17 protein-coding genes are annotated in these 20,718 nt (G+C 70.5%); 5 read left to right on the forward strand and 12 right to left on the reverse strand.

Annotated elements, in window-relative coordinates; translation table 11 throughout:
- Window positions 1–54 precede the first annotated feature (54 nt).
- Both hrpA and QHF85_RS02665 read right to left on the reverse strand, forming a co-directional pair.
- A complete protein-coding gene (gene hrpA, locus QHF85_RS02660) occupies window positions 55–3,756 on the reverse strand; it encodes an ATP-dependent RNA helicase HrpA (RefSeq protein ID WP_281325429.1) in 3,702 nt (1,233 codons plus the stop codon).
- Between the two features lie 54 nt (window positions 3,757–3,810).
- Entirely contained in the window at window positions 3,811–4,347 is a 537-nt protein-coding gene (locus tag QHF85_RS02665; protein WP_281325430.1) for a hypothetical protein, read from the reverse strand.
- Window positions 4,348–4,472: 125 nt separating this feature from the next.
- Between QHF85_RS02665 and QHF85_RS02670 the strand changes: the two genes are divergently transcribed.
- The 4 genes from QHF85_RS02670 to QHF85_RS02685 all read left to right on the forward strand — a co-directional run bounded on the left by QHF85_RS02670 (window position 4,473) and on the right by QHF85_RS02685 (window position 8,605).
- The gene (locus QHF85_RS02670; protein ID WP_281325431.1) at window positions 4,473–5,225 is read left to right on the forward strand and encodes a M15 family metallopeptidase; all 753 of its coding nucleotides are present in this window, start codon (window positions 4,473–4,475) and stop codon (window positions 5,223–5,225) included.
- A gap of 80 nt (window positions 5,226–5,305) precedes the next feature.
- Window positions 5,306–6,238 (forward strand): ribonuclease Z, encoded by a 933-nt coding sequence (rnz, locus tag QHF85_RS02675; protein ID WP_281325432.1) that lies wholly within the window; start codon window positions 5,306–5,308, stop codon window positions 6,236–6,238.
- Between the two features lie 92 nt (window positions 6,239–6,330).
- Window positions 6,331–7,428 carry a DUF4215 domain-containing protein gene (locus QHF85_RS02680; RefSeq protein ID WP_281325433.1) on the forward strand — a complete coding sequence of 366 codons (1,098 nt, stop codon included), beginning with the start codon at window positions 6,331–6,333 and terminating at the stop codon, window positions 7,426–7,428.
- Window positions 7,429–7,516: 88 nt separating this feature from the next.
- Entirely contained in the window at window positions 7,517–8,605 is a 1,089-nt protein-coding gene (locus QHF85_RS02685) for a DUF4215 domain-containing protein (protein ID WP_281325434.1), read from the forward strand.
- A 75-nt stretch (window positions 8,606–8,680) separates the two neighbouring features.
- Here the strand turns inward: QHF85_RS02685 and QHF85_RS02690 are convergent, their stop codons facing one another.
- The 9 genes from QHF85_RS02690 to QHF85_RS02730 all read right to left on the reverse strand — a co-directional run bounded on the left by QHF85_RS02690 (window position 8,681) and on the right by QHF85_RS02730 (window position 14,639).
- Complete coding sequence (locus tag QHF85_RS02690) at window positions 8,681–8,920, reverse strand: hypothetical protein (protein WP_281325435.1); 240 nt, start codon at window positions 8,918–8,920, stop codon at window positions 8,681–8,683.
- Complete coding sequence (locus tag QHF85_RS02695) at window positions 8,917–9,561, reverse strand: hypothetical protein (RefSeq protein WP_281325436.1); 645 nt, start codon at window positions 9,559–9,561, stop codon at window positions 8,917–8,919. Before QHF85_RS02695 ends, QHF85_RS02690 begins: the two co-directional genes overlap by 4 nt.
- Before the next feature lie 111 nt (window positions 9,562–9,672).
- Window positions 9,673–11,007: a protein kinase gene (locus tag QHF85_RS02700; RefSeq protein WP_281325533.1), complete on the reverse strand. Its 1,335-nt coding sequence runs from the start codon at window positions 11,005–11,007 to the stop codon at window positions 9,673–9,675.
- Between the two features lie 42 nt (window positions 11,008–11,049).
- Window positions 11,050–11,325, reverse strand: coding sequence for a hypothetical protein (locus tag QHF85_RS02705; protein ID WP_281325437.1), 276 nt, complete (start codon window positions 11,323–11,325; stop codon window positions 11,050–11,052).
- A 101-nt stretch (window positions 11,326–11,426) separates the two neighbouring features.
- Window positions 11,427–12,290: a hypothetical protein gene (locus QHF85_RS02710; protein ID WP_281325438.1), complete on the reverse strand. Its 864-nt coding sequence runs from the start codon at window positions 12,288–12,290 to the stop codon at window positions 11,427–11,429.
- A 141-nt stretch (window positions 12,291–12,431) separates the two neighbouring features.
- Entirely contained in the window at window positions 12,432–12,908 is a 477-nt protein-coding gene (dps, locus tag QHF85_RS02715) for a DNA starvation/stationary phase protection protein Dps (RefSeq protein WP_281325439.1), read from the reverse strand.
- A gap of 104 nt (window positions 12,909–13,012) precedes the next feature.
- The gene (locus QHF85_RS02720) at window positions 13,013–13,555 is read right to left on the reverse strand and encodes a carboxymuconolactone decarboxylase family protein (RefSeq protein WP_281325440.1); all 543 of its coding nucleotides are present in this window, start codon (window positions 13,553–13,555) and stop codon (window positions 13,013–13,015) included.
- 4 nt (window positions 13,556–13,559) lie between these two features.
- On the reverse strand, window positions 13,560–14,099 hold the full coding sequence (locus QHF85_RS02725; RefSeq protein ID WP_281325441.1) for a peroxiredoxin: 540 nt from the start codon (window positions 14,097–14,099) through the stop codon (window positions 13,560–13,562).
- A gap of 132 nt (window positions 14,100–14,231) precedes the next feature.
- Window positions 14,232–14,639, reverse strand: a complete 408-nt coding sequence (locus tag QHF85_RS02730) for a transcriptional repressor (protein ID WP_281325442.1) — start codon at window positions 14,637–14,639, stop codon at window positions 14,232–14,234.
- Between the two features lie 276 nt (window positions 14,640–14,915).
- Between QHF85_RS02730 and QHF85_RS02735 the strand changes: the two genes are divergently transcribed.
- Entirely contained in the window at window positions 14,916–15,614 is a 699-nt protein-coding gene (locus tag QHF85_RS02735) for a hypothetical protein (protein ID WP_281325443.1), read from the forward strand.
- A gap of 46 nt (window positions 15,615–15,660) precedes the next feature.
- Here QHF85_RS02735 and QHF85_RS02740 read toward each other — a convergent pair whose 3' ends face one another.
- Entirely contained in the window at window positions 15,661–20,628 is a 4,968-nt protein-coding gene (locus QHF85_RS02740; RefSeq protein ID WP_281325444.1) for an AAA family ATPase, read from the reverse strand.
- Window positions 20,629–20,718 lie beyond the last annotated feature (90 nt).

Genomic DNA, 20,718 nt, shown 5'->3' on the forward strand with positions numbered 1-20,718 from the left:
CTTTCGCCCCCTCTCCGCCGCGCAGCCACGCGGAGAGGGGGTTGGGGGTGAGGCTCAGCCCGACAGCACCCGCCAGAACTCCGTGAGCCGCTGTGGCGACACCGTCACCGCCGTCTTCAGCTCCGGCGCGAAGAGCGACACGCGCAGCTCCTCGACGAGCCAGCGGAACGTGTCGAGGTCCTCCCCCGGGACACCCCGCCCGCGCAGGCCTTCGTGGTGATCGAGGTAGTTTTTCCAGAACGGTAAGACCTGCTCCGCCTTCGATTGGTCCTTCTGCGGGCCATTCGGCATTCGTTCGAGCCGGATCTGTACGGCCCGGAGATACCTCGGCAAATGCGAGAGGCGCTCCACCCGCTCGCGCAGGAACATGCCCGGTGGGATCAAATGGTCGAGCTGTGATCGAATCTCCCCGAGCGAAACGCGGGGCGCTCCAGGTTTGCCCGAGAGCGCGCGGAGCGCTTGTTCCGCGCGGGAGAGCTCGGCCGCGATCTCCTGCGCGAGCTTGCCGAGGCGAGAGATGCTCGCCGCCAGCTCGACCTTGCCAGCGTCGAGGCGCGCGAGGAAGTCCTTGCGCGCGCGCGGGAAGCGGCCGGGATCGTTCAGGCCGAAGGCGTCGTCGAGCGCCCGCAGCACGATTTGCCGGCGGAGCGGGACGCCGCCCGCGCCCGCGCGCTCGGCCAGCGCGCCCGTGGCCACGGCCGCCGAGACCTGATGCTCGAGCTTGTTCATCGGCATGCTCATTTGAAGCATGAAGAGCCGCCGCAATCCGCCGCGCGTCGCCTCGTCGGCCGCCTCGCGTGAGGCGAGCACGCGCAGCGCGACAGACATCTCGGTATCGACGAGCGCCGGATACCCCGCGAGCTTGCGCCCCGCGACCTCGATGCGCACCTCCTCGGGCAATCCCTCGAAGCTCCACGAGGTGAGGCCCTCGCGTTCGAGCGTCGCCTTCGACGCGCCCGCCCACGCGTCCCGCGCGCGTTTCGCGAATCGCTCCTTGAGCGCCGCGAGGTCACGCCCCTCGCCCACGACGCGGCCTTCCTCGTCGAGGACGCGGAAATAGAATCGCAAGAAGGGCGGGAGCTCGTCCGGGCGGAGCGAGTCCATCGGGACGCGGACGCCCGTGCGCTCCTGGATCGATCGGGCGAGGGCTTCGAGCATCGGGCCCTCGAAGGGACGGTGGCGCCGCGCGAGCTCGGCCACGAGCTCCTTCACGCCGCCGACCGATTTGCGGACGGCCTTCGGCATCGCGTCGAGCAGCCATTCGATTTTCTCGGCGTGCCAGCCGGGAATGGTCCATTCGAGCACGGCCGGATCCGCCTGCGGGAGCAGCGCGAGGGGCAAGGTGATCGTGACGCCGTCGTCGTCCTCGCCCGGATCGAAGCGGTACGTGAGCGGCAATTTGGTGCCGTAGAGCGAGAGCGTGTCGGGGAATCGCTCGGGCGTGAGCTCGTCGGCCTCGCCCTGGAGGACGTCCGCGAGCGAGAGCTCGAGCAGGTGCGGATTCTTCGCCTCGGCCTCCTTGCGCCAGGCCTCGAATGTCTTGCCGCTGTAAATGCCATCGGGGACGCGCTCCTCGAAGAAGAGGGAGAGGGCGTGGTCGTCGGCGAGCATGTCGCTCTTGCGCGCCTTGTCCCGCAGGCGCTTCACTTCCTCGAAGAGCTTTCGGTTGTGCTCCATGAAGCGCGCCTTCGTCGCGTATTCCTGCCGGACGAGGGCGTGCGTGAGGAAGATCTTGCGCGAGGCCGCAGGGTCGAGCGGGCCGAAATGGACCTTTCGGTCTCGTACGATCGGCAAGCCGTAGAGCGAGACCTGCTCGCGGGCCATGACCTGCGCGGGTTTCTCCTCCCAGTGCGGGTCGCTGTGGTGCTTGCGGCAAAGCGATCCGCCGGCCTCTTCGAGCCAGCCAGGATCGACGCGCGCCGCGGTGCGGGCGAAGAGCTGCGAGGTCTCGACGAGCTCGGCCGCCATGATCCATGCCGGCGGCTTTTTCGAAAGGCCGCTCGACGGGTGGAGCTGGAATCGGGTTTGTCGGGCTCCGACAAACGCTTTCGCCTCCTGGCTCCACATGCCGATCTTGCTGAGCAGCGCCGGGACGATCGCGCGGTGCACGCCGTCGCCGCCGTCGCCTTGCGTGCCTTCGACGCGGAAGCCCATTTCCCGCACGATCTGCGAGATCTGCTGGTGGATGTCGCTCCACTCGCGCATGCGGAGGTGGGAGAGGAAGTTGTCTCGGCACCACTTGCGGAGCTGGTTTTTCGAGAGGCGCGCCTCGGACTGCTTGTAGGCGTGCCAGAGCTTGAGGAGGCCCGCGAAATCGCTCTGTTCGTCGCGGAACTTGCGGTGCGCGTCGTCCGCTTGCTTTTGCGCGGAGAGCGGGCGCTCGCGCGGGTCCTGGATGCCGAGCGCCGCGGCCACGACGAGGACCTCGCGGAGCGCGCCCTCCGCCTCACCGCCGAGGACCATGCGGCCGAGGCGCGGATCGAGGGGCAGGCGCGCGAGCTTCTTGCCGATGTCCGTGAGCTCGCCCGATTCGTCGATCGCGCCGAGCTCTTCGAGGACACGATACCCCTCGTCCACGGCGCGGCGCGGCGGCGGGTCGAGGAAGGAAAACTCCCGGATGTCGCCGATCCCCAGCGATTTCATCTGGAGAATGGCGCCCGCGAGGCCGACACGTAACACCTCGGGATCGGTGTAGGCCGGGCGGGTCTCGAAGTCGCGCTCTTCGTAGAGGCGGAAGCAGACGCCGCTGCGGATGCGGCCCGCGCGGCCCTTGCGCTGCTCGGCGCTGGCGCGGGAGATGGGCTCGATCTGGAGCGTCGTGACGCCCGAGCGCGCGTGGTATCGATTGACGCGGGCGAGGCCGGCGTCGATGACGTAGACGATGCCGGGGATCGTGAGCGACGTCTCGGCCACGTTCGTCGCGAGCACGATGCGGCGCTGCGGCAAAGGGGTGAAGACGCGCTGCTGCTCGGATTGCGGGAGGCGGCCGTAGAGCGGCAAGACCACGGTGTGCGGCAAGCCGTGCGAATGCAGCTCGTCCATGGTCTCGTGAATTTCGCGCTCGCCGGGCAAGAAGACGAGGATGTCCTCGCGAGGGTCGAGCTCGGTGATCTCCTCGATGGTATTGCCGATCGTCTCGGCGAGCTCCGTCTCTTCCTTGCGCGGCGGGCGGTGGATGACCTCGACCGGGTGCGTGCGGCCCGAGACCTGAATGACGGGCGCGCCGTCGAAGAAGGCCGAGAATCGCTCGGTTTCGAGGGTCGCGGAGCTGACGACGACGCGCAGGTCCTTGCGGCGAGGCAGGATTCGCTTGAGGTAGCCGAGGAGGAAATCGATGTTGAGCGTGCGCTCGTGGGCCTCGTCGATGATGAGCGTGTCGTAGGCGCGGAGGAGCGGGTCGCCCTGGATTTCGGCGAGCAAGATGCCGTCCGTCATGAATCGGACGTACGTCGACGGGCTGGTTTTGTCGGCGAAACGAATCTTGTAGCCGACCTCCTTGCCGAGGTCGACGCCGAGCTCCTTGGCCACGCGGGCCGCGACGCTCGTCGCAGCGATGCGGCGGGGCTGCGTGACGCCGATCCGCGCGTGGAGGCCGCGGCCCATCGCGAGCGCGACCTTCGGGAGCTGCGTGGTCTTGCCCGAGCCAGTTTCGCCCGCGATGATCACGACGGCGTGGTCGTTCATCGCCTGCGCGATGTCGCGCACGCGCGCAGAGATGGGCAGCTCTTCGGGGAACTCGACGGGGGATCGGCTCACGGCGGCCGAGGGATAGCATCCCCAGGCGAGGTGCGCCCGCGCCTCGTCCGTCCCCTACACCCGCGCTTTGCGCGCGCGCGCCTGAAGCTCCGCGCCGAGCCAATCGAGGAATTCGGCGTCAAAGGGCGCGCCGCCCGGATATCGCGCGCCGATCGCCTCGGCGAGCTCGAGGTCCCAGCGGCCGAAGAGCGCGGTGAGGCGATCGTGCGCCTTGCGGCCACGCGGCGCACGCGGATCGCCCTCGTGTTCCGCTTCGGAGAAGGCTTCTTCGCAAAGGTAATAGTTGCAGGTGGCGCTGCGGCGATCGGGCGGGAGGACGCAGCCGGACGGGCCGAGGTAGCCGCATCGCTCGGGGAAGGGCTCGCTCGGCGGGGCGCGTCGAATGGAGAGGCCGCGCGTCTGCGGGACGAGGCGGCCTTCGCGGATCTCGGCGAGCAAGAAATCACGGCCGCCGAGCGATACGATGCGGCCGATGTCGGCCCACGCGACGGCCGGCGGGGCCTCGCAGCAGCCCGCGCGCCCGTGCGGGCAGCGCGCGCAGAGCGGCGACAGAAGGAGCGTGTGAACGCCGGCGAGCTCGAGCCGAATCATGCGCCACGACTGGATACCAGGGCGCGCCCGCCCCGTCCACGCGAGGGCAAATCGGTCAGGATATGTCCGAAGTCGGGGATCCGTGGAGCTCGCTCGTTTTTTCTTTCTGGTATTCTCGGCTCGCCGTGATCGAAACCCGCGACGACCGCCGCGCCCTGCGTCGTGCCCTTCCCGGGCACGTGGGGCTCGGGCTCGTGTTCGCGCTCGGGGTCGCGGCGGCGGCGCACGCGTCGAGCGCGCCCGAGGCGCCGCTCGAAGGGATCACTTGCAACGAGCAAAAGCCGCTGCCGTTCCTGGTGCGCGGCAACTACGCGATCCAGGACGGTCTGCCGGCCGAGGAGCGCAAGGCGCGCGCCGAGATGCAAAACCGAGCGCTCCGGTTCCGGACCGAGCGTTATGGGAGGTCCTGGGGCACGGCGCCGCTCGAATGGAACGGACGCGCGGTCGCCGACTACATCGACCCGGTGCGCTTCCTCGGCCTGCCCGTGCAGGTGAACCGCAAGATCGTGCCCGCGCTGCGCTGCGTGGAGCAGGCGATCGCGGCGCGCTGCGGCGATACGCCCTACGAGCCGCAGCGCCTGCTCGGCGTGCGCGGGAAGAACACGTTCCACAACGGCGAGGTCTCGAACCACCTCTATGGGATCGCGATCGACATCGATCCCGAGCGCAACCCCTGCTGCCGCTGCGTGGAGCCGTTCCCCGACCACCCGGCGTGCCGAAAGCCGGGCGCGACCGCTTACGAGCGCGCGGAGCTGCCGCGGTGCTGGATCGAGACGTTCGAGCGATACGGATTTTACTGGCTCGGGCACGACAAGCTGGAGGACACGATGCACTTCGAGTTCCTCGGCGACCCGGATCGGATCACGTCCACACCGTGAGCGCAGGCGCGGGATGGCAGGAGGCCGCGGCCGTGGTACGTTCGTCCGGCCGGTCCGAAGACAAACCTGCACCCTCCCCCATGTCGAGCCTACGCCTCACCTTCCTCGGCACCTCCGCCGCGGCCCCCACCGCGCACCGGAACCTGTCCGGCCTCTTCGTCAAGCGCGAAGGCCAGAGCTTCCTCTTCGACTGCGGCGAGGGCACCCAGCGGCAGATGATCCGCTACGGCACGGGCTTCGCGCTCGACGCCGTGTTCTTCACCCATTTCCACGCCGACCATTACCTCGGCATCATCGGCTTCCTGCGAACGCTCGGCATGCTCGGCCGCACCGAGCCGCTCGCGCTCATCGGTCCGCGCACGGCCGCGACGTTCCTGCCGAAGGTGATCCGCCTCGGCGCCGACGACGCGCCCCTGCCCGTGACGATCGCCGAGGCCGAGCCGGGCGACGTGGTCTTCCGCGGGGACGGATATCGCATCGAGGCGTTCGCGACGGACCACCGCATTGCGTCGGTGGGGTACGCGCTCATCGAGGATCCGCGGCCGGGCCGGTTCGATCCCGCGGCGGCGCGCGCGGCCGGCGTGCCCGAGGGTCCGCTCTTCGGCAAGCTCCAGCGCGGCGAGGTGGTGCGGCTGCCAGACGGGCGCAAGATCGATCCGCGCGAGGTGATGGGGCCGCCGCGGCCCGGTCGGCGAATCGTGATCTCGGGGGATACGCGGCCCTGCGAGGGCACGACGCGGGCGGCGGAAGGGGCGGACGTGCTGGTGCACGAAGCGACGTTCGGCGATCAGGAGCAGGCGCGCGCGCGGGAGACGCGGCACGCGACCGCGCGGGAGGCGGCGATCGTGGCGCGCGACGCGGGCGCGCGGCGGCTCGTGCTCACGCACCTGTCGACGCGATACGATCGAGATCCGGACATTCTGCTCGGACAGGCGCGCGAGGAGCTCGGGGAGAAGGCGTCCCTGATGGTGGCCGAGGACGGCGACGGGATCGACCTGCCCCTGCACGATTGACGCGGTGTCAAATGGGGCCGGCCACGCTTGACGTTGCCGGAGATCCGGCCGAACATGGCGTCCACTTGGATCCGTTTGTCCGGGGAGTCGTCATGAAAAACAAGAGCTACGCGGGAATGTGCCTGGCCCTCACGTTCTTCGCCGCCTGCTCCCTCGTCAACGCGCCCGCTTCCGTGAAGGGAGGCGGCGAGGGCGGCGAGGGCGGCACGGGCGCCGCGGGTGGCGGGCCCCCCTCGCCCTGTGGAAACGGCGTCTACCAGACCGGCGAGGAATGCGACGACGGCAACGACGTCGAGACCGACGGCTGTCTCTCGACCTGCAAGAAGCCGAAATGCGGCGACGGGTTCGTCTGGGAGGGCGTCGAGGGCTGCGACGACGGCAACATGGCGAACGACGACGGCTGCACGAATGACTGCAAGCTGTCGACCTGCGGCGACGGGACGATCCAGGACGGCGAGGATTGCGACGACGGCAACGCGGACGACACCGACAACTGCACGTCGTCGTGCAAGGTCGCGAGCTGCGGAGACGGCGTCGTGCACGCGGGGATCGAGGCTTGCGACGACGGAAACGCGGACGACACGGACGCGTGCCTGCAAGGCTGCGTCGCCGCGGCGTGCGGCGACGGGTTCGTCCAGGTGAACGTCGAGGAATGCGACGACCAGAACATGTCGGACACCGACGGGTGCGTCGCCGGCTGCAAGAACGCGATCTGCGGCGACGGCTACGTGCGGGCCGGCGTGGAGGAGTGCGACGACGGCAACCTCGTCGGCGGCGACGGCTGCGGGCCCGGCTGCACGAAGGACAACCTCCTGCCGCAATGCATGAACTATGCGGTGCTGAGCGAGGCGGATCGAAACGTCAATTTCAATGATGGCGACGGCGGGGTCGAGATCTGCGACAGCCAGGTGATCGGCGAGGGCTGGTACCGATTCATGGGCGCCGCCGGCACGCAGATGCCCACCTTCCCGCCGCCCGACTATGCCTGCGGGACCGACGCGCCCGGCTGGGTGCAGGGAGCATACCCGCAGGCCCAGGGCGAGGTGGTGAACGCGACGGTATGCTTCAACTGGTCGGGCAACTCGTGCGAGTGGTCCTCCGCGATCCAGATCGCGCATTGCGGAGGTCATTACGTCTTCTACCTGCCGCTGACGCCGGTCTGCCACCTGCGGTACTGCGGCACGAACTGACCTCGCCCGATCCCGCGTCCGCTTGACGTTGCCGGAGTTCCGGCCGAACATGGATGGCATCTTTGCTGGATCTTGCCCGGGAGATGCCATGACCGCCTTTCGCCACGCTGGGATTTTCCTCGCTGTCACGCTGTTCGCCGCCTGTTCCCTCGTCAACGCGCCCGATCCCGTGAAGGGAGGCGGCGAGGGCGGCGAGGACGGCGAGGGAGGCTCGGGCAGCGGGCCGCCGTCGCCCTGCGGGAACGGCCTGTATCAGACCGGCGAGGAATGCGACGACGGCAACGACGTCGAGACCGACAACTGCCTCTCGACCTGCAAGAAGGCGAAATGCGGCGACGGGTTCGTCTGGGCGGGCGTCGAGGGCTGCGACGACGGCAACATGGTGAACGACGACGGCTGCACGATTGACTGCAAGCTGTCGACCTGCGGCGACGGGACGATCCAGGACGGCGAGGATTGCGACGACGGCAACGCGGACGACACCGACAACTGCACGTCGGCGTGCAAGGTCGCGAGCTGCGGAGACGGCTTCGTGCACGCGGGGATCGAGGCCTGCGACGACGGAAACGCGGACGACACGGACGCGTGCCGGCAAGGCTGCATCGCCGCGACGTGCGGCGACGGGTTCGTCCAGGTGGGCGTCGAGGAATGCGACGACCAGAACATGTCGGACACCGACGCGTGCGCCGGAGCCTGCAAGAACGCGATCTGCGGCGACGGCTACGTGCGGGCCGGCGTGGAGGAGTGCGACGACGGCAACCTCGTCGGCGGCGACGGCTGCGGGGCTGGCTGCACGCTCGACAACCTGCTGCCGCAGTGCATGAGCTACATCACGCTCAACACGCCCGACCGGAACATCGGGTACGTCGACCCGGCGACGCGCGACTGCGACGACGGCATGAACGGGAGCTGGTATCGCTTCATGGGCGCCGCCGGCACGCAGATGGCCACCTCGCCGCCCCCCGAGAACGTCTGCGCGACGCACGCGCCGGGCTGGGTCCAGGGCGCCTATCCGGCGGCCCAGGGCCAGGTGGTGAACGCGACGGTGTGCTTCAACTGGTCCGGCAACCCCTGCGAGTGGTCGGCGGCGACCCAGATCGCCCATTGCGGGAGCTATTACGTATTCCAGCTCCCGCCGGCGCCGGCCTGCTCGCTTCGTTATTGCGGGACGAACTGACATGAAAAAGGGGCCGGTCGCCCGGCCCCTCGCGCACGCGGCCCTCCCCCTCGCCGCGCGCTTCCCGCTCCTGCCCTAATCCTGGGACGAGATTTCCTTGTCGAGCGTGTCGAGCTCCGACTTGTAGTTCGTCTCCGTGATGTCCTTCTCCGCCTGGTCGTCGTAATCGGCCGCGGTCGGGATGTCCTTGTCGTCGAGGACGACCGGAGCCGTGGCGGCGCCGCCCGTCGTCGAGGCGCCCTGGGGCTTCGGCTCCTCACAAGCGACGACGAGCGCCGCGAGCGCGAAAAGAGCGAGCACGATGGAGCGGTTCATTTCTCACCAGCCTTGTCCGCGGGCTTTTCGCCGGCGCCCTTCGGGCCCGTCACCTTCGCGTCGTAGTTCGACATCCACTTGTCGTGGCGCGCATTCTCCTTGTCGAGGAGCTTCTGCACGCGCTCGGTCGCCTCGGTGTCCTTCGCCTCCTCGGCGAGGTCCTTCACGCGCTCGAGGCGCGCGAGGCGGCGCGCGTGCCGCTCGAGCTCCTGCTTCATGGCCACGGCCATCGGCTGGCCCTTCAGCGCGGCCGAGACCTTCTTCTTGAGCGCGTCGCGATCCTCCTTGGACTTCGCCTTGCGCGCTTCCTTCTTGGCCTTGTGCTTCTCTTCGCGGGCCTTCTTGTCCGCCTCGGACTCGGCCGGGGCAGCGGCCGCGTCGGCGCCGGCGTCCTTGTCGTCCGGCTTGCCCTTGTCGTCCGGCTTGCCCTTGTCCTCGGGTTTGCCCTTGTCCTCGGGTTTGCCCTTGTCGTCGTGCCCCTTGCCGGCCTGTTCGGCGGCCTTCGAAGGGCCCTTGCCCTTGTCCGCGACCGGGGTCGGCGGCGGCGGGGTGCGGGGCAGATCCGCGGACGCCACGCCCGTCACGCCGAGCAACGCGCCCAGCACGAGCGCCACGGCGCCCTTCTTCCACAATCCGTTCATCGTAGATCTCCCTTCGCGCGCCGCCCCCCCACCAGGGGAAACCGCGGCGCTCGTCGATCTGTGTGAAGCGGGGAGGACTTTATCCCGGACGCGTCAGCGAGGGCAATCCAATTACGGATTTGGGGAGGAGCGGCCACGCGTGCCGCGCATCGACAAGGATCCAGGCGGCCCCTCGACGGCGTATTGCTCTTCGAGGAGGTGCGCCGTGGCGTCGTCGATTCGCACCGGCGGTTCGTTGACGTCGGCGCGCGGGCGCTCGAGCGCGCGCGTTCCACGCTCGATCACGGAGGCCGATAACCCCACCCCGGGCGGCAAAGCACCGCCGGTCACGAGCGACAATCGAATACCGGTCACTTGTTTTACCAGGTCGAGCGCTGCGTCCGCCGCGCGCAGGAGGCCGTCGGCGCATTCCCCCTCGAACACGGCGGCCACGCCACGACCGAGCAATGGAATGACCACCCCCCCGTGCTGTTCGGCGATGCGCTGGAAGAGGGCGCGCGTGCGGCCCACGTTGCTCGACAGGGGCAATCGGCCGAAGATCACGCCGACGAGGTGATCGTCGCTCGGGACGAGGACCGGCGGGCGCGCGATCTCCTCGGGCTGCGCCGCGCCTTCGAGGACGAGGCGCTCGATCGACGCGATCGCGTCGACCATCTCGCGGGCGGAGGAGAACCGCGCCTCGGGGTCGCGCGCGAGCGCCCGCGCGAGGAGGGCGTCGAGCGAAGGCGGCGCCTCCGGCCAGACGTCCGAGAGGCGCGGCGGCGCCTGCAAGACGATCTTCGCGAGAACGGAAAAAGCGTCGTCGCCCGTGAAAGGCTTCTTTCCGGAGAGGAGCTCGTGCAGGAGCACGCCCAGGGAAAAGAGGTCCGAGCGGGGGCCAATCTCACTGTCACCCCGGGCCTGCTCGGGCGACATGTAAAAAGGCGTGCCGAGCGCGACCCCCTCGACATTCTCGGAGGCGCTGTCGTGCGCGACGCCGAGGTCGAGGAGTTTCACGATGAAAGGGGCGCCTTCGCCCTGCTCGGCGAGGAAGAGGTTGCCGGGCTTGACGTCGCGGTGGACGATGCCCGCCTCGTGCAAAGCGAAGAGGCCGAGCGCCGCCTGGCGCGCGATCGAGAGGGCCTCGGCCGTGTCGAGGCGCGCGCCCGAGGTGCGCATGCGATGCGCGAGATCCTGGCCTTCGAGCCATTCGAGCGCGAGGTAGGGGCGATCCTCGGCGTCGATGCCGGCGTCGACATAACCGACGACGTGCTCGCTCGTGATGCGCGCCGAGAGCCGCGCCTCGCGCTCGAATCGATCGCGGCTGATCGGATCGACCGCGAGGTGCTCGTGCAGGCGCTTGATCGCCACGGGGACGCGGCGCTCCTGGTCGAAGCCCCGAATGACCTCCGCCGTCGCGCCAATCCCGACGCGCTCGGCGAGCGTGAATCGATCCGCGCTCCCCATCACCCGCGCCCTCGAACCACCGAACCCCCCCCGTTCATGCCCTCAGTGCCAGGCCGACGCGGTCCGGACCGACTGGCCCGTCCGGTCGTGCTCGGCCAAGAGCTCCACCGAACGCGCGCGGCAACCGCTGCACGAGGGGAACGTCGAGCCGTGCAGGCAACGCAGCATCACCGCCTCGCCCGTCTGCATCTCCTCGGGCTCGAGGTGACGGCCACACGCAATGCAATGGATGTGGTGCGTGTGCGCCGGTGCCGCCGCGGGCCGCGGCGGTGCGAGGGCCTTGCGCTCACGCTTCGTCAATCGCTTTTCTCGCTTCATCGCTCGTGTTCCCTGGCCGGGCCGTCCGAGGGCCCTCGCCGGGTCATACGAGGTTCGGCGCACGCGGGCAAGGGCTTGTTTCGTGCGCTGCGTCGCGGTCGCTACGGCGCGCCGGTCGGCCCATGGCTGCCCCACGTTTCGTGGAGCGACCCGAACGTCCGCTGCACACCACTCGCGGGGCCGCGCTCGTCCTCGTCTTCGCGCGCCTCCTTGCCCCCGCGCGCGCCCTTGCTGCGAAGCGCCTTCGGTCCACCTCGGTCGAGCGGCACGACGACGGCGCTGCGCCGCGCCCGCACCTTTCGCCCCGCGCGACGCGCCCCGCGGAGGCGACGCATGCCGGCCAGAAAGCCGAGGTAGACGCCGAGGAACGTCGCGCCGGCCCACGCCGCGAGCGCGCCGAACGCGAACCCCGCGGTCTTCATGCCCGCGTCGCCGCGCCCGAGATTCGCCATGCTTTCCAGGGAGCCGCGCATTCCGGCCACGTCTTCCATCGGCCCGCGCAGCGCCGAAAGCGTGCCCATCGGCTCGTCGAGCCGCGCGACCTTGCCCATCACGCCGTCGAGCGCCGCGACCTCGCGCATGGGCTCACGCAGCAAAGCCACGTCCTCCATCGGCTTTTCGAGCCGCGCGAGGCCCTTTTCCATGTGGCCCATCTGCGCTTCGAGGCGCGACATGCCCGCGCCGAGCCGATCCATCACCGGGCCGAGCGAGGCGAGGTCTTTCATCGGCGCTTCGAGCCCCGAGAGCCGCCCCATGGACGGGGCGAGCGCGTCGAGCTGTCCAGCCATTCGCTCCATGTTCGAATTCGACCGCCCGAGGACGCCGGCGGACTCGTTCATGGTTTTCGTGGTGTCCTGGATGGCGCGCGTGTTCGTCTCGACCATGGATGCCATGCCGCAGCCCGTGATCGCGGGCGCGATCAGGGCGACAAGGACGACGAGCGTTCTCCTTCCCGACGAGCTCATGCATGGAAGCATCGATTGGGAGACGCTTCGCGTCAACGCATTCGCGCGGTGCGCAAGGACGGAATATGTCCTATGTGCAGGGCGGGGCGATCGGCGCCTGGAATCGAGGGGAAAGGAGGGAGCGGGGGTCTCCCTTTGTGCTCAACCTTCCAGGCTCGCGAGCAGGAACCAGGTGTGTTTGTCGAACGTCGTGATGATGTTCGTGAGCAGGTCGGACGTGTCGAGGTCGCGGAGCTCGTCGGCGATGGCGCGCGAGGCGTGCAGGCCCGTGATGTACACGGCGAAGCGCTCGGCGAGGTGGCGGACGTGCTCGAGGCCGCGCGTGGTGTCCTGCGGATACTCGGGGACGCGCGAGGAGGCCGCGACGTGGCGCGCCGTGCCGGCGGCGAGGCCCCCGAGCGTGACGGCGCGCTCGGCGATCTCGTCGTTGAAGGCCGAGAGCTCGGTCGCGAACGTCTCGAAGAGCGGATGCAGCGCGGCGAAATGCGGGCCCTTGACGTTCCAGTGCGCGACCTTGATCTGGCTGTGCAAATCGAGGCCGTCGGCGAGGCGCTCGTTCAGCGTCTTGATGAGGGCGGCGCGGGAAGACTCGGGCAGATGGCTCGGGCTCGGGTACATGGAAAGCTCCTCTCGAAATCGCGATGGTTCGTCCTTCTGGAACACGGCGCCTCGCTGCGCCAGGGGGAAACGCGGCGAGGCGCCGTGTCCGAAGGGTTGGAAGGTCAAACCGCGCCGGCCGTGATCTCCAGCGCGACCACGGCGGCCTGGATCGTCGCGGCGATGCGCACGGCGTCGTGCACGTGGTCCTCGCCGAGGCCTCCGCCGAGGACGGCCACCTCGTGCGACTTCACGCACGCCTCGCAGCCGTTCATGGCGCTCACGGCGAGGCTCATGAGCTCGAAATCGACCTTCGAGGTCTTCGGCTGGCCGATGCGGTTCATGCGGAGCTTCGGCGAGCGCTGCGAATACGTCTCCTTTCCGATCTGGTACCGGAACCGGTAATAGACGTTGTTCATCGCCATCAAGGTCGCCGCCGCATAGGCGTCGTCGATGACGGCGTCGGCGTGCTCGAGCTCCGCGCGCGCCTGCTCGAGGAACGCGTCGCGCAGCGGCACGCTCCGCGCGTTCACCGCCGCCGCGATCGCGATCCCGAGCCGCTGTGCCCGCGTGAGCGACGAGTCACCCTCGAGCACCGATTGCAGGTTCAACTTCGTGTCCCGCGCGGCGTCGGGCAGCTTCGCGCGGATGGCCTCGAGCGCGCTCATGGCTTCAACCCGCCTCCAGCGTCGGCTGGCCCTTCACCCAGTTGCAGGGGCAAAGCTCGTCGGTCTGGAGCGCGTCGAGGACACGCAAGACCTCGTCGACGCTGCGGCCGACGGAGAGGTCGTTCACGCCGACGTGCCGGATGATGCCGTTCGGGTCGACGATGAACGTCGCGCGGAGCGCCACGCCCTCGTGCGGGTGCAGGACGCCGAGGGCCTGGGAGAGCTCGCGCTTCGTGTCGGCGACCATCGGGAACGGCAGGTCCTTCAGGTCCGGGTGCTGCTTGCGCCAGGCGAGGTGCACGTATTCCGTGTCGGTGCTGAGGCCGAGGACCTCGCAATCGCGATCCTTGAAGTCCTGATAACGCTTGCCGAAGCCGGCGATCTCGGTCGGGCAGACGAACGTGAAGTCCATCGGCCAGAAGAACAACACGAGCCACTTGCCCAGGAAGTTCTCGCTCTTGATGTCGTGGAACTCCTTGCCCTGGTCGAGGCTCACGACGCCCTTCAGGTTGAACGCAGGGATCTTCTGGGAAACCGTCAACATATCTTCCTCCTCAAGTGTCTTCTTCGAGTTCAGAATCCGCTTTGTACTGTGTCCAGCTCTGGACCTCGTCTAAACGCTCGGCGCAAAAAAGCAGCCAGCCTCGGACGCGCGGGCGCGTCAGGAGGGGCGGGCCTACTTGAGCTTGCCGCGCAGCACGACCTGGTATTCGTGCACGTCGAAGCCTTCGAGCGCGTCCACGTTCGACACGGCGAGCGCGCTCCACGGGACGTCGTGAATGGCGCCCGTCTCCTCGTCGATGAAATGATGGTGCGGCGCGAGGTTCGGATCGAACACCACCTTGCCCTCCGCGAGCACGTGGGCCCGGAGCAGGCCCTTGTCCACGAAGAGGTTCAAGGTGTTGTAGACCGTCGCCCGCGAGACCATCGGCAGCGCCCGCTTGACCTTCGCAAAGACCTGGTCGGCCGACGGGTGCTCGTCGGTCCGCAAGACGTATTGCGCAATGGCCAAACGCTGCGCCGAGGGAAGCACGCCGTGCCGTTCGAGGAGCTCGGCCTCGTCGAGCACGGTGCTCGCCGTCATCGGCTTGGTTGGCTTCGTCGGCCTCACGGACCTTAGACTGTGTCTAAAGCGAGACCCTGTCAAGAACGGCGAACGTTTTTCTCGCAGGGCCCGCGGTCCGGGGCGGGCGCCTGAGAAGGGTTCGCGCGTGCAGGCGGCCCGAGCGCGGGTGGAGGTCCGCGCGCGGAGACAAGGCGAGCCCGCCTGTCCGGACGAACCATTCCCGGCACGCCGCATGCGAACCATCGATGGGGTTTCGGGGGCCGAGCCCCCGAGCGGTGAACGGGAGGCGTACGCATGGACAACAGGGACATTGGCACTTCGACGGGCACCCGGCCGCCCGAGCTCGACCGGCAGGAGCGCGAGCGTTCGATGCAGGTCGTGACGGCCGGCTCGCTCGTGGAGGCCCTCGGCGGCATCGCCGCCGTCGTGCTCTCGGTCCTCGGTCTGGCAGGGATCGCCCGGCAGACGATGATCGCCATCGCCATCATCGCGATCGGCGCCGCGCTCCTGTTCGCAGGCGGCGCGCTGGCCTCGCGGTACAATCAATTCGCGTCGCGCGTGAGCGGGCAGCGCGTCGACGAGATGGAGTTCAGCGGAGGCGTGGGCGTGGAGTTCCTCACGGGCGCCGCAGGCGTGGTGATGGGCATCCTCGTCCTGCTCGGCATCTACCCGCTGACGCTGTCGGCCGTGTCCGTCGTGGCGTTCGGCGGCGGCCTGCTCCTGTCGACGGGCGCGACGAGCGCCGTGAACCAGCTCGGCGAGGCGTTCCCCTACGATCGACGCGTACGCATGGCGCGCGAGGCGGTGCAAGGCGCGGCAGGCGTGCAGGCGCTCGTGGGCATCGGCGCGGCGATCCTCGGCATCCTCGCGCTGCTCGGGATCCAGCCGTACACGCTGCTCTTGGTCGCGCTGCTCGGCCTCGGCGGCGGCGTGCTGATCTCGGCGACGGCCGTGAGCGGGCGGATGATGGTCGGCATGCGCGGCTTCCGCTGAGCCGGGCCGTCTGCGAAAGGACGCGCGCTCGTCTGTCGCGACAACCCTAACGCTGGGTCCGGGCGAGCGCCCAGGCAACCGCGCCCTTCAAGGTTGCCCGGGTGGCGATGCCCTGCATCGGATGGCCGAGGTCGATGAGCGTGCGCGCCACCGCGGCGCGGATGCCGGAGATGACGACCTCGGCCCCGAGCAGGCCGACGGCCGAGGCCGCGGCGACGAGCGCGGACGCGACGCTCGCCGAGGCCCCCCGCACCCCCGTGATGTCGAGGATCAAGACGCGCGCGCCGCTCGACGAGACGCCCGCGAGCGCCACCGAGAGGATCTCGCCGGCGCGGCGCTCGTCGAGCACGCCGATGAGGGGCATCACGACGATCCCGTCCGCGATGGGCAGGAGGGGCGTCGAGAGCTCGCGCAGCCGCTCCTCCTGCGCTTCGAGCATCGCGTCGTGGAGCGCCTCTTTTTCCCGCTCGGCGCGCTCGCGCTCGAGGAGCTCGCGTTCGAGATCTGCGGTGCGCGCCCGGACCTCGTGCTCGAGGCGCTCGTTCGCGAGCCGCTGCGCCTCGTGCATGCGCTGGATGCTCGCCACGAGCAGCGCGTTCTCGACGGCGATCGCGGCCTGCGAGGAAAGGAAGGAGGCGACCGCGATGCGCGCCTCGTTGAAGACGTCGGCCGCCGCGCGGTTCTCCAGGTAGAGCACGCCCGAGAGGCGGCCGCGGTGCGCCATCGCGAGGCAGAGGAGCGAGCGCGGCCGGCGCTCGACGAGGTACGGATCCTTGGAGAACCGATCGAATCCGCGCGAGCCGCCGAGCACGACGGGCGCGCGGGTCGCCGCGACCTCGTCGACGAGCGCGCGCGGTAGCTCGTCGCCCGCCATGCGGGCCGCCTCGACGCCGACGAGCACGCGGTCGGGGTCGATCGTCATGGCCGCCTCGACGAAAAGGCCCGCGCCCCGATCGAGCAGGAGCACGGCGCGCTGGGCGCCCGCGGTCTCCACGATCACCCGCATCACCCGATCGAGCAGGACGTCGAGCACGATCTCCTCGGCGATGGCCCGCGTCGCGCGCATCACGGCGCCGAGGTCGAACTCGCCCCCGAGCACGCCCGGCAAGGGCGCGGCCGACGGGCCCACGCTGCGGCGCGGCAGGAGAAAGCCGTACCGCTCGCGGAGCATGTCGACCTTGGTGATCGCGCCCCAGCGGAGGTAGGCCTGGTAGGCCTCGCCCATGTAGGCCCGCGCGACCGTGTCGCGGCGTCGTTCGAGGTGGAAACGCGCGGCGAGCTCGTTGGCGAGCGCTTCGTCCCGCGATACGCCGCTCTCGGCGGCCGCGCGGACCGCCTTTTCGTAGAGGGAGAGCGCGAGAGCCTCGTCGCCCGCGGCCCGCGCGCGCTCGGCCGAGACGAGGAGCCATTTGCGCTCATAGTTTTCGGGGCAACGCGCGGCGAGGGCCGCGAGGCCTTCGAGGATCACGTCCACCCCCGCGAGGCGGGACGCGCGCTCGGCGGAGAACGCAGCGCCGTCGAGGAGGAGCGCGAGCGCGAGCCAGACGGGCAGGTCCGTCGCGAGGAACTCGCCCTCGACGTCGGCGAGGTCGGGCATCGCCGCGAGCGCCTCGCGCGCCGCGCCCGCCGCGTCCTCGTGCAGGAGGAGGAGCTCGGCGCGGCGGGCGTGCCCATAGAAGCGCGCCCGCGCGCGGCCTCCGCCCTCGTCCGCCGCGAAGAAGGTGGCCTCGTCGAGGTCGTCGCCGTCGAGGCTGCCAGGCGCGCGGGTCCGCCCGAGCAGGCTGCGCACGGCCTGCAAGGTGACGCGCGCGGTCGGATCGGACGCAGCCTGGCCACACGGAGCGCGGTGCGCGAGGGCGAGGCTGCGCTCGGCCTCGTCGCAGGCGCGGGCGAGGTCGTCGCCGAGCTCGAAGCGCGCGGCGAGCACCTCCGCGGCCGCGCGGCACGCGGTGGGCAGGTCGCCCACGTCGACGGCCTGGTCCACGGCGCGGTGGAAATGGAAGAGCGCGAGGCGCCGGGGGCGGCGCGCGTGCAGGATGGAGCCGACGACGAGGTGCACGCGGCACGCGAGCGGCCCCTCGCCGAGGTCCTCCGCGAGCGCGAGCGCGAGGTCGCCGAACGCCTGCCCGACCTCGGAGAGCTCGGGCAGGACGAACAACGCGGCGCCGTACGCCGCATAGCCGACGGCCGACGCCTCGGTGTTGCCGTGGGCCATGGACGCGCGCACCAGCGCGGCCGCGACGATCCCCGTGGCCGAGCGGCTCACGGCGCCCGCAGGCGCGAGCCCTTCGAGGAGGAGCGCCATCGTGGCCACGGCCTCCGGGCTGCGCGCGGCAGGAAGCGACAGCAGCGAGCCCGGCGCGCGGCCTTCGAGCGCCGCCTCGATCGCGCGCGCCTCCCGGACGAGCGCGGCGCGCCGCTCGGCCTCGCTGTCCGGCACGACGAACGCGAGCGCGCCGAGGTCCCGCGCGCCCGCGCGGAGCGCCTCGATCGGGTGGCCGGCGGACGCCTGCCGGGCGACCTCGAGCCGCTGCGCCTCGATCCGCTCGAGCTTCGTCCGCGCGCCAGCGGCGAGCGCCGCGACGAGCGTTTCGGCCGCGCCGCTCGGCTCACGCGTCACGAGGCAAGCGCAGAGCTCGCGGGTCAGATCGAACCAGAGCGCGTGGGGCTCGTCCCCGGCGAGGGCGCGGTGCCCCGCCTCGAAGCAGGCGATCGCCTCGGAGAGCGCGCCGATCGCCTGGAGCCTCCGGCCGGCGAGGAGATCCCGCTCCGCGAGGGCGCGCCGCTTCCCCTCGTCGCGCATCGACGCGAGCCCTCGATTCTGCTGGCGGACGGCCGCCAGGAGGCCGCGATCGCCGTGCTCCCCGCGCGAGGCCAGGATCTCGCCGAGCCGCAGGTGCTCGTCCTGCCGCCGTGACGCGGGAATCCGCGCGTAGACGGCCTCGTGCACGCGCTCGTGGGAGAAGGCGTACGGCACGTCCCACGCCTCGCCCGGGGAAGGCGGCGCCGCGGAGGCGTGCGCGAAGCGGTAATCGGACGAGAGCGGCAGGACGAGGCCCGCTTCGAGCGCGGGCCAGAGGTCCTCGGCGACAGCGGCCGGCTCCCGCTCGGCCACGCACGCGAGCGTGCCGAGGTCGAAGCTCGGGCCGAGGCAGGCGGCGAGCTCCAGGATCCGCTGCGAGCGCGAAGGCAGCGCCGCGACCCGCTCGCCGACGAGATCCCGCGCGCCCTCGGCGCCGAGGTGATCGCGCACGAGCTCGACGTCCCAGCGGAACGCGCCCGCGGCCGCGTCGAACCGCACGAACCCCTCGGCGTGGAGCGCGCGCAGGGCCTCGCGCAGGAGGAAGGGGCTCCCGTGCGTGGCCGCCGAGAGCACGTCCGCGAGATCGGCGACGCGATCTTCAGGCGCGCCGAGCGCGTCGCCGAGCAACGCGCGCACGTCCGAGGGCGCGAGCGGGCCGAGCGCGATCTCGGTCACGGCCACGCCTGCCTGGCGCAGCTCGCGCAGATCCAGGAGCCGCGCCTCGTCCGAGGGGGCGCTCTCCCTTCGCGACAGCACCACGCAGAGCCGCTTCGCCGCCGCATCGGCGCAGACGACCCGCACCACGGCGATCGAGTCCGCGTCGGCCGCGCCGACGTCATCGAGAAACAGCACGAGCGGGCCTTGCCGGCTCGCCGCGTCGAGCAGCGCGCGCACGAGCACCGCGAGCTTCCCGCTCGACGCAGCTGCCGACAGCGGTGCTTGCGCCTCCCGCTCGCCGAGGGCCGCTTCGAGCTCCGGGACGAGCGCGAACAGCGCCGCCGCGCCCACGTCGACCGTCCGCGCGAGCTCCCGCAAGAACGCGCGCGCGTCCTCGGCCGGCCCGCCGAGGATCCGCCGCACGAGGTCCCGCAGCGCCGACGACAGCAACCCACACGGCGCCGGGCTCCCGATCGCGTCGGCCCTCCCCTCGGCGAAGACCCCTCCGCGCAGCGCCGCCGCGCTCTCCAGCTCGCGCGCGAGCGTCGACTTGCCCACCCCGGCCGGCCCCGAGAGCACGACCACCCCGAGCCGCCCGGACGCGGCGCGCTCGAAGGCCTGGGCCATCTGCTGCCGCTCCCGCTCCCGCCCGTAGAGCCTCTGCGGCAGCACGAGCTCCGCGCCGAGGTCGTGCCTGCCGAGGGGGAACGGCTCGATCTGGCCGTGCTCCTCCCACTGCGACGCGCACAGCGCGAGGTCCGCTTCGAGCCCCCGCGCGCGCTGGTAGCGATCGTCGGCCGATTTCGCGAGCAGCTTGACGATGATGTCCGACAGGACGCGCGGCAGCTCCGGCACGAGCGCGTGGGGCGGCACGGGCGCGCGCGCGATGTGGGCGTGCACGAGCTCGAGCGGCTCTTCCATCACGAAAGGCAGCGCGCCGGTCGCGAGCTCGTACAACGTCGCGCCGAGCGCATAGAGATCGGCGCGAGGATCCACGACGCGGTTCATCCGGCCCGTCTGCTCGGGCGCCATGTACGCGAGCGTCCCTTCGATCGCCGAGGCGGCCGCGATGCGCCCGTCTTCCCGGGGCAGCCGCGAGGCGTGGCCGAATCCGACGAGCTCCACCTCCAGCGTGCCGTCGTCGACCAGGAGATTCGCGGGACAGACGTCCTTGTGCACGAGCCCGACGAGGTGCACGCGGTCGAGCGCGCGCGCGATCGACACGCCGAGCCGCAGCACCACGCCCACGCTTTGCCGCCCGCCGCGCAACCGCTCGACGAGCGGCCGCTTGCCCGCGTCCGAAAGCACGAGCGCCACGCCGTTGCGACACGGCGACAGCCCGAGCGCCTCGGGCACGCTGGGGAGCGCGAGCCCTCGCATCACCAAGAATTCGTGCCGGATCCGCGCCACGTCTCGCGCGGCCGGGTAATCCTCGTTCAGCGCCTCCACGAGGACGGGCGCCCCATCGACGTCCCGGTACCCTCGATAAAGCGTCGTCACCTCCCCTTCGAGGACGACCTCGGTGAGGGTATGCCCCTCCAGCCAGAACCTCATTGGCCCAGCCATCCGTCCCCTCGCGCCTCGCGTCAACCGCGCTCGCATCGGCGTTGGTCCGGAACGACCATAATTGTGACCCACGACACA

The sequence above is a fragment of the Polyangium sp. 6x1 genome, from assembly GCF_029946515.1.
Taxonomy (GTDB): domain Bacteria; phylum Myxococcota_A; class Polyangia; order Polyangiales; family Polyangiaceae; genus Polyangium.

Bases quoted from the DNA above. Each gene is read 5' to 3' on its own strand.
- dps (WP_281325439.1), bottom strand. From the start codon at position 12,908: ATGTACCCGAGCCCGAGCCATCTGCCCGAGTCTTCCCGCGCCGCCCTC.
- QHF85_RS02700 (WP_281325533.1), bottom strand. From the start codon at position 11,007: ATGGGGAGCGCGGATCGATTCACGCTCGCCGAGCGCGTCGGGATTGGC.
- QHF85_RS02680 (WP_281325433.1), top strand. From the start codon at position 6,331: ATGAAAAACAAGAGCTACGCGGGAATGTGCCTGGCCCTCACGTTCTTC.
- QHF85_RS02735 (WP_281325443.1), top strand. From the start codon at position 14,916: ATGGACAACAGGGACATTGGCACTTCGACGGGCACCCGGCCGCCCGAG.
- QHF85_RS02730 (WP_281325442.1), bottom strand. From the start codon at position 14,639: ATGACGGCGAGCACCGTGCTCGACGAGGCCGAGCTCCTCGAACGGCAC.
- rnz (WP_281325432.1), top strand. From the start codon at position 5,306: ATGTCGAGCCTACGCCTCACCTTCCTCGGCACCTCCGCCGCGGCCCCC.
- QHF85_RS02740 (WP_281325444.1), bottom strand. From the start codon at position 20,628: ATGAGGTTCTGGCTGGAGGGGCATACCCTCACCGAGGTCGTCCTCGAA.
- QHF85_RS02690 (WP_281325435.1), bottom strand. From the start codon at position 8,920: ATGAACCGCTCCATCGTGCTCGCTCTTTTCGCGCTCGCGGCGCTCGTC.
- QHF85_RS02665 (WP_281325430.1), bottom strand. From the start codon at position 4,347: ATGATTCGGCTCGAGCTCGCCGGCGTTCACACGCTCCTTCTGTCGCCG.
- QHF85_RS02685 (WP_281325434.1), top strand. From the start codon at position 7,517: ATGACCGCCTTTCGCCACGCTGGGATTTTCCTCGCTGTCACGCTGTTC.
- QHF85_RS02705 (WP_281325437.1), bottom strand. From the start codon at position 11,325: ATGAAGCGAGAAAAGCGATTGACGAAGCGTGAGCGCAAGGCCCTCGCA.
- QHF85_RS02720 (WP_281325440.1), bottom strand. From the start codon at position 13,555: ATGAGCGCGCTCGAGGCCATCCGCGCGAAGCTGCCCGACGCCGCGCGG.
- QHF85_RS02695 (WP_281325436.1), bottom strand. From the start codon at position 9,561: ATGAACGGATTGTGGAAGAAGGGCGCCGTGGCGCTCGTGCTGGGCGCG.
- QHF85_RS02725 (WP_281325441.1), bottom strand. From the start codon at position 14,099: ATGTTGACGGTTTCCCAGAAGATCCCTGCGTTCAACCTGAAGGGCGTC.
- QHF85_RS02710 (WP_281325438.1), bottom strand. From the start codon at position 12,290: ATGAGCTCGTCGGGAAGGAGAACGCTCGTCGTCCTTGTCGCCCTGATC.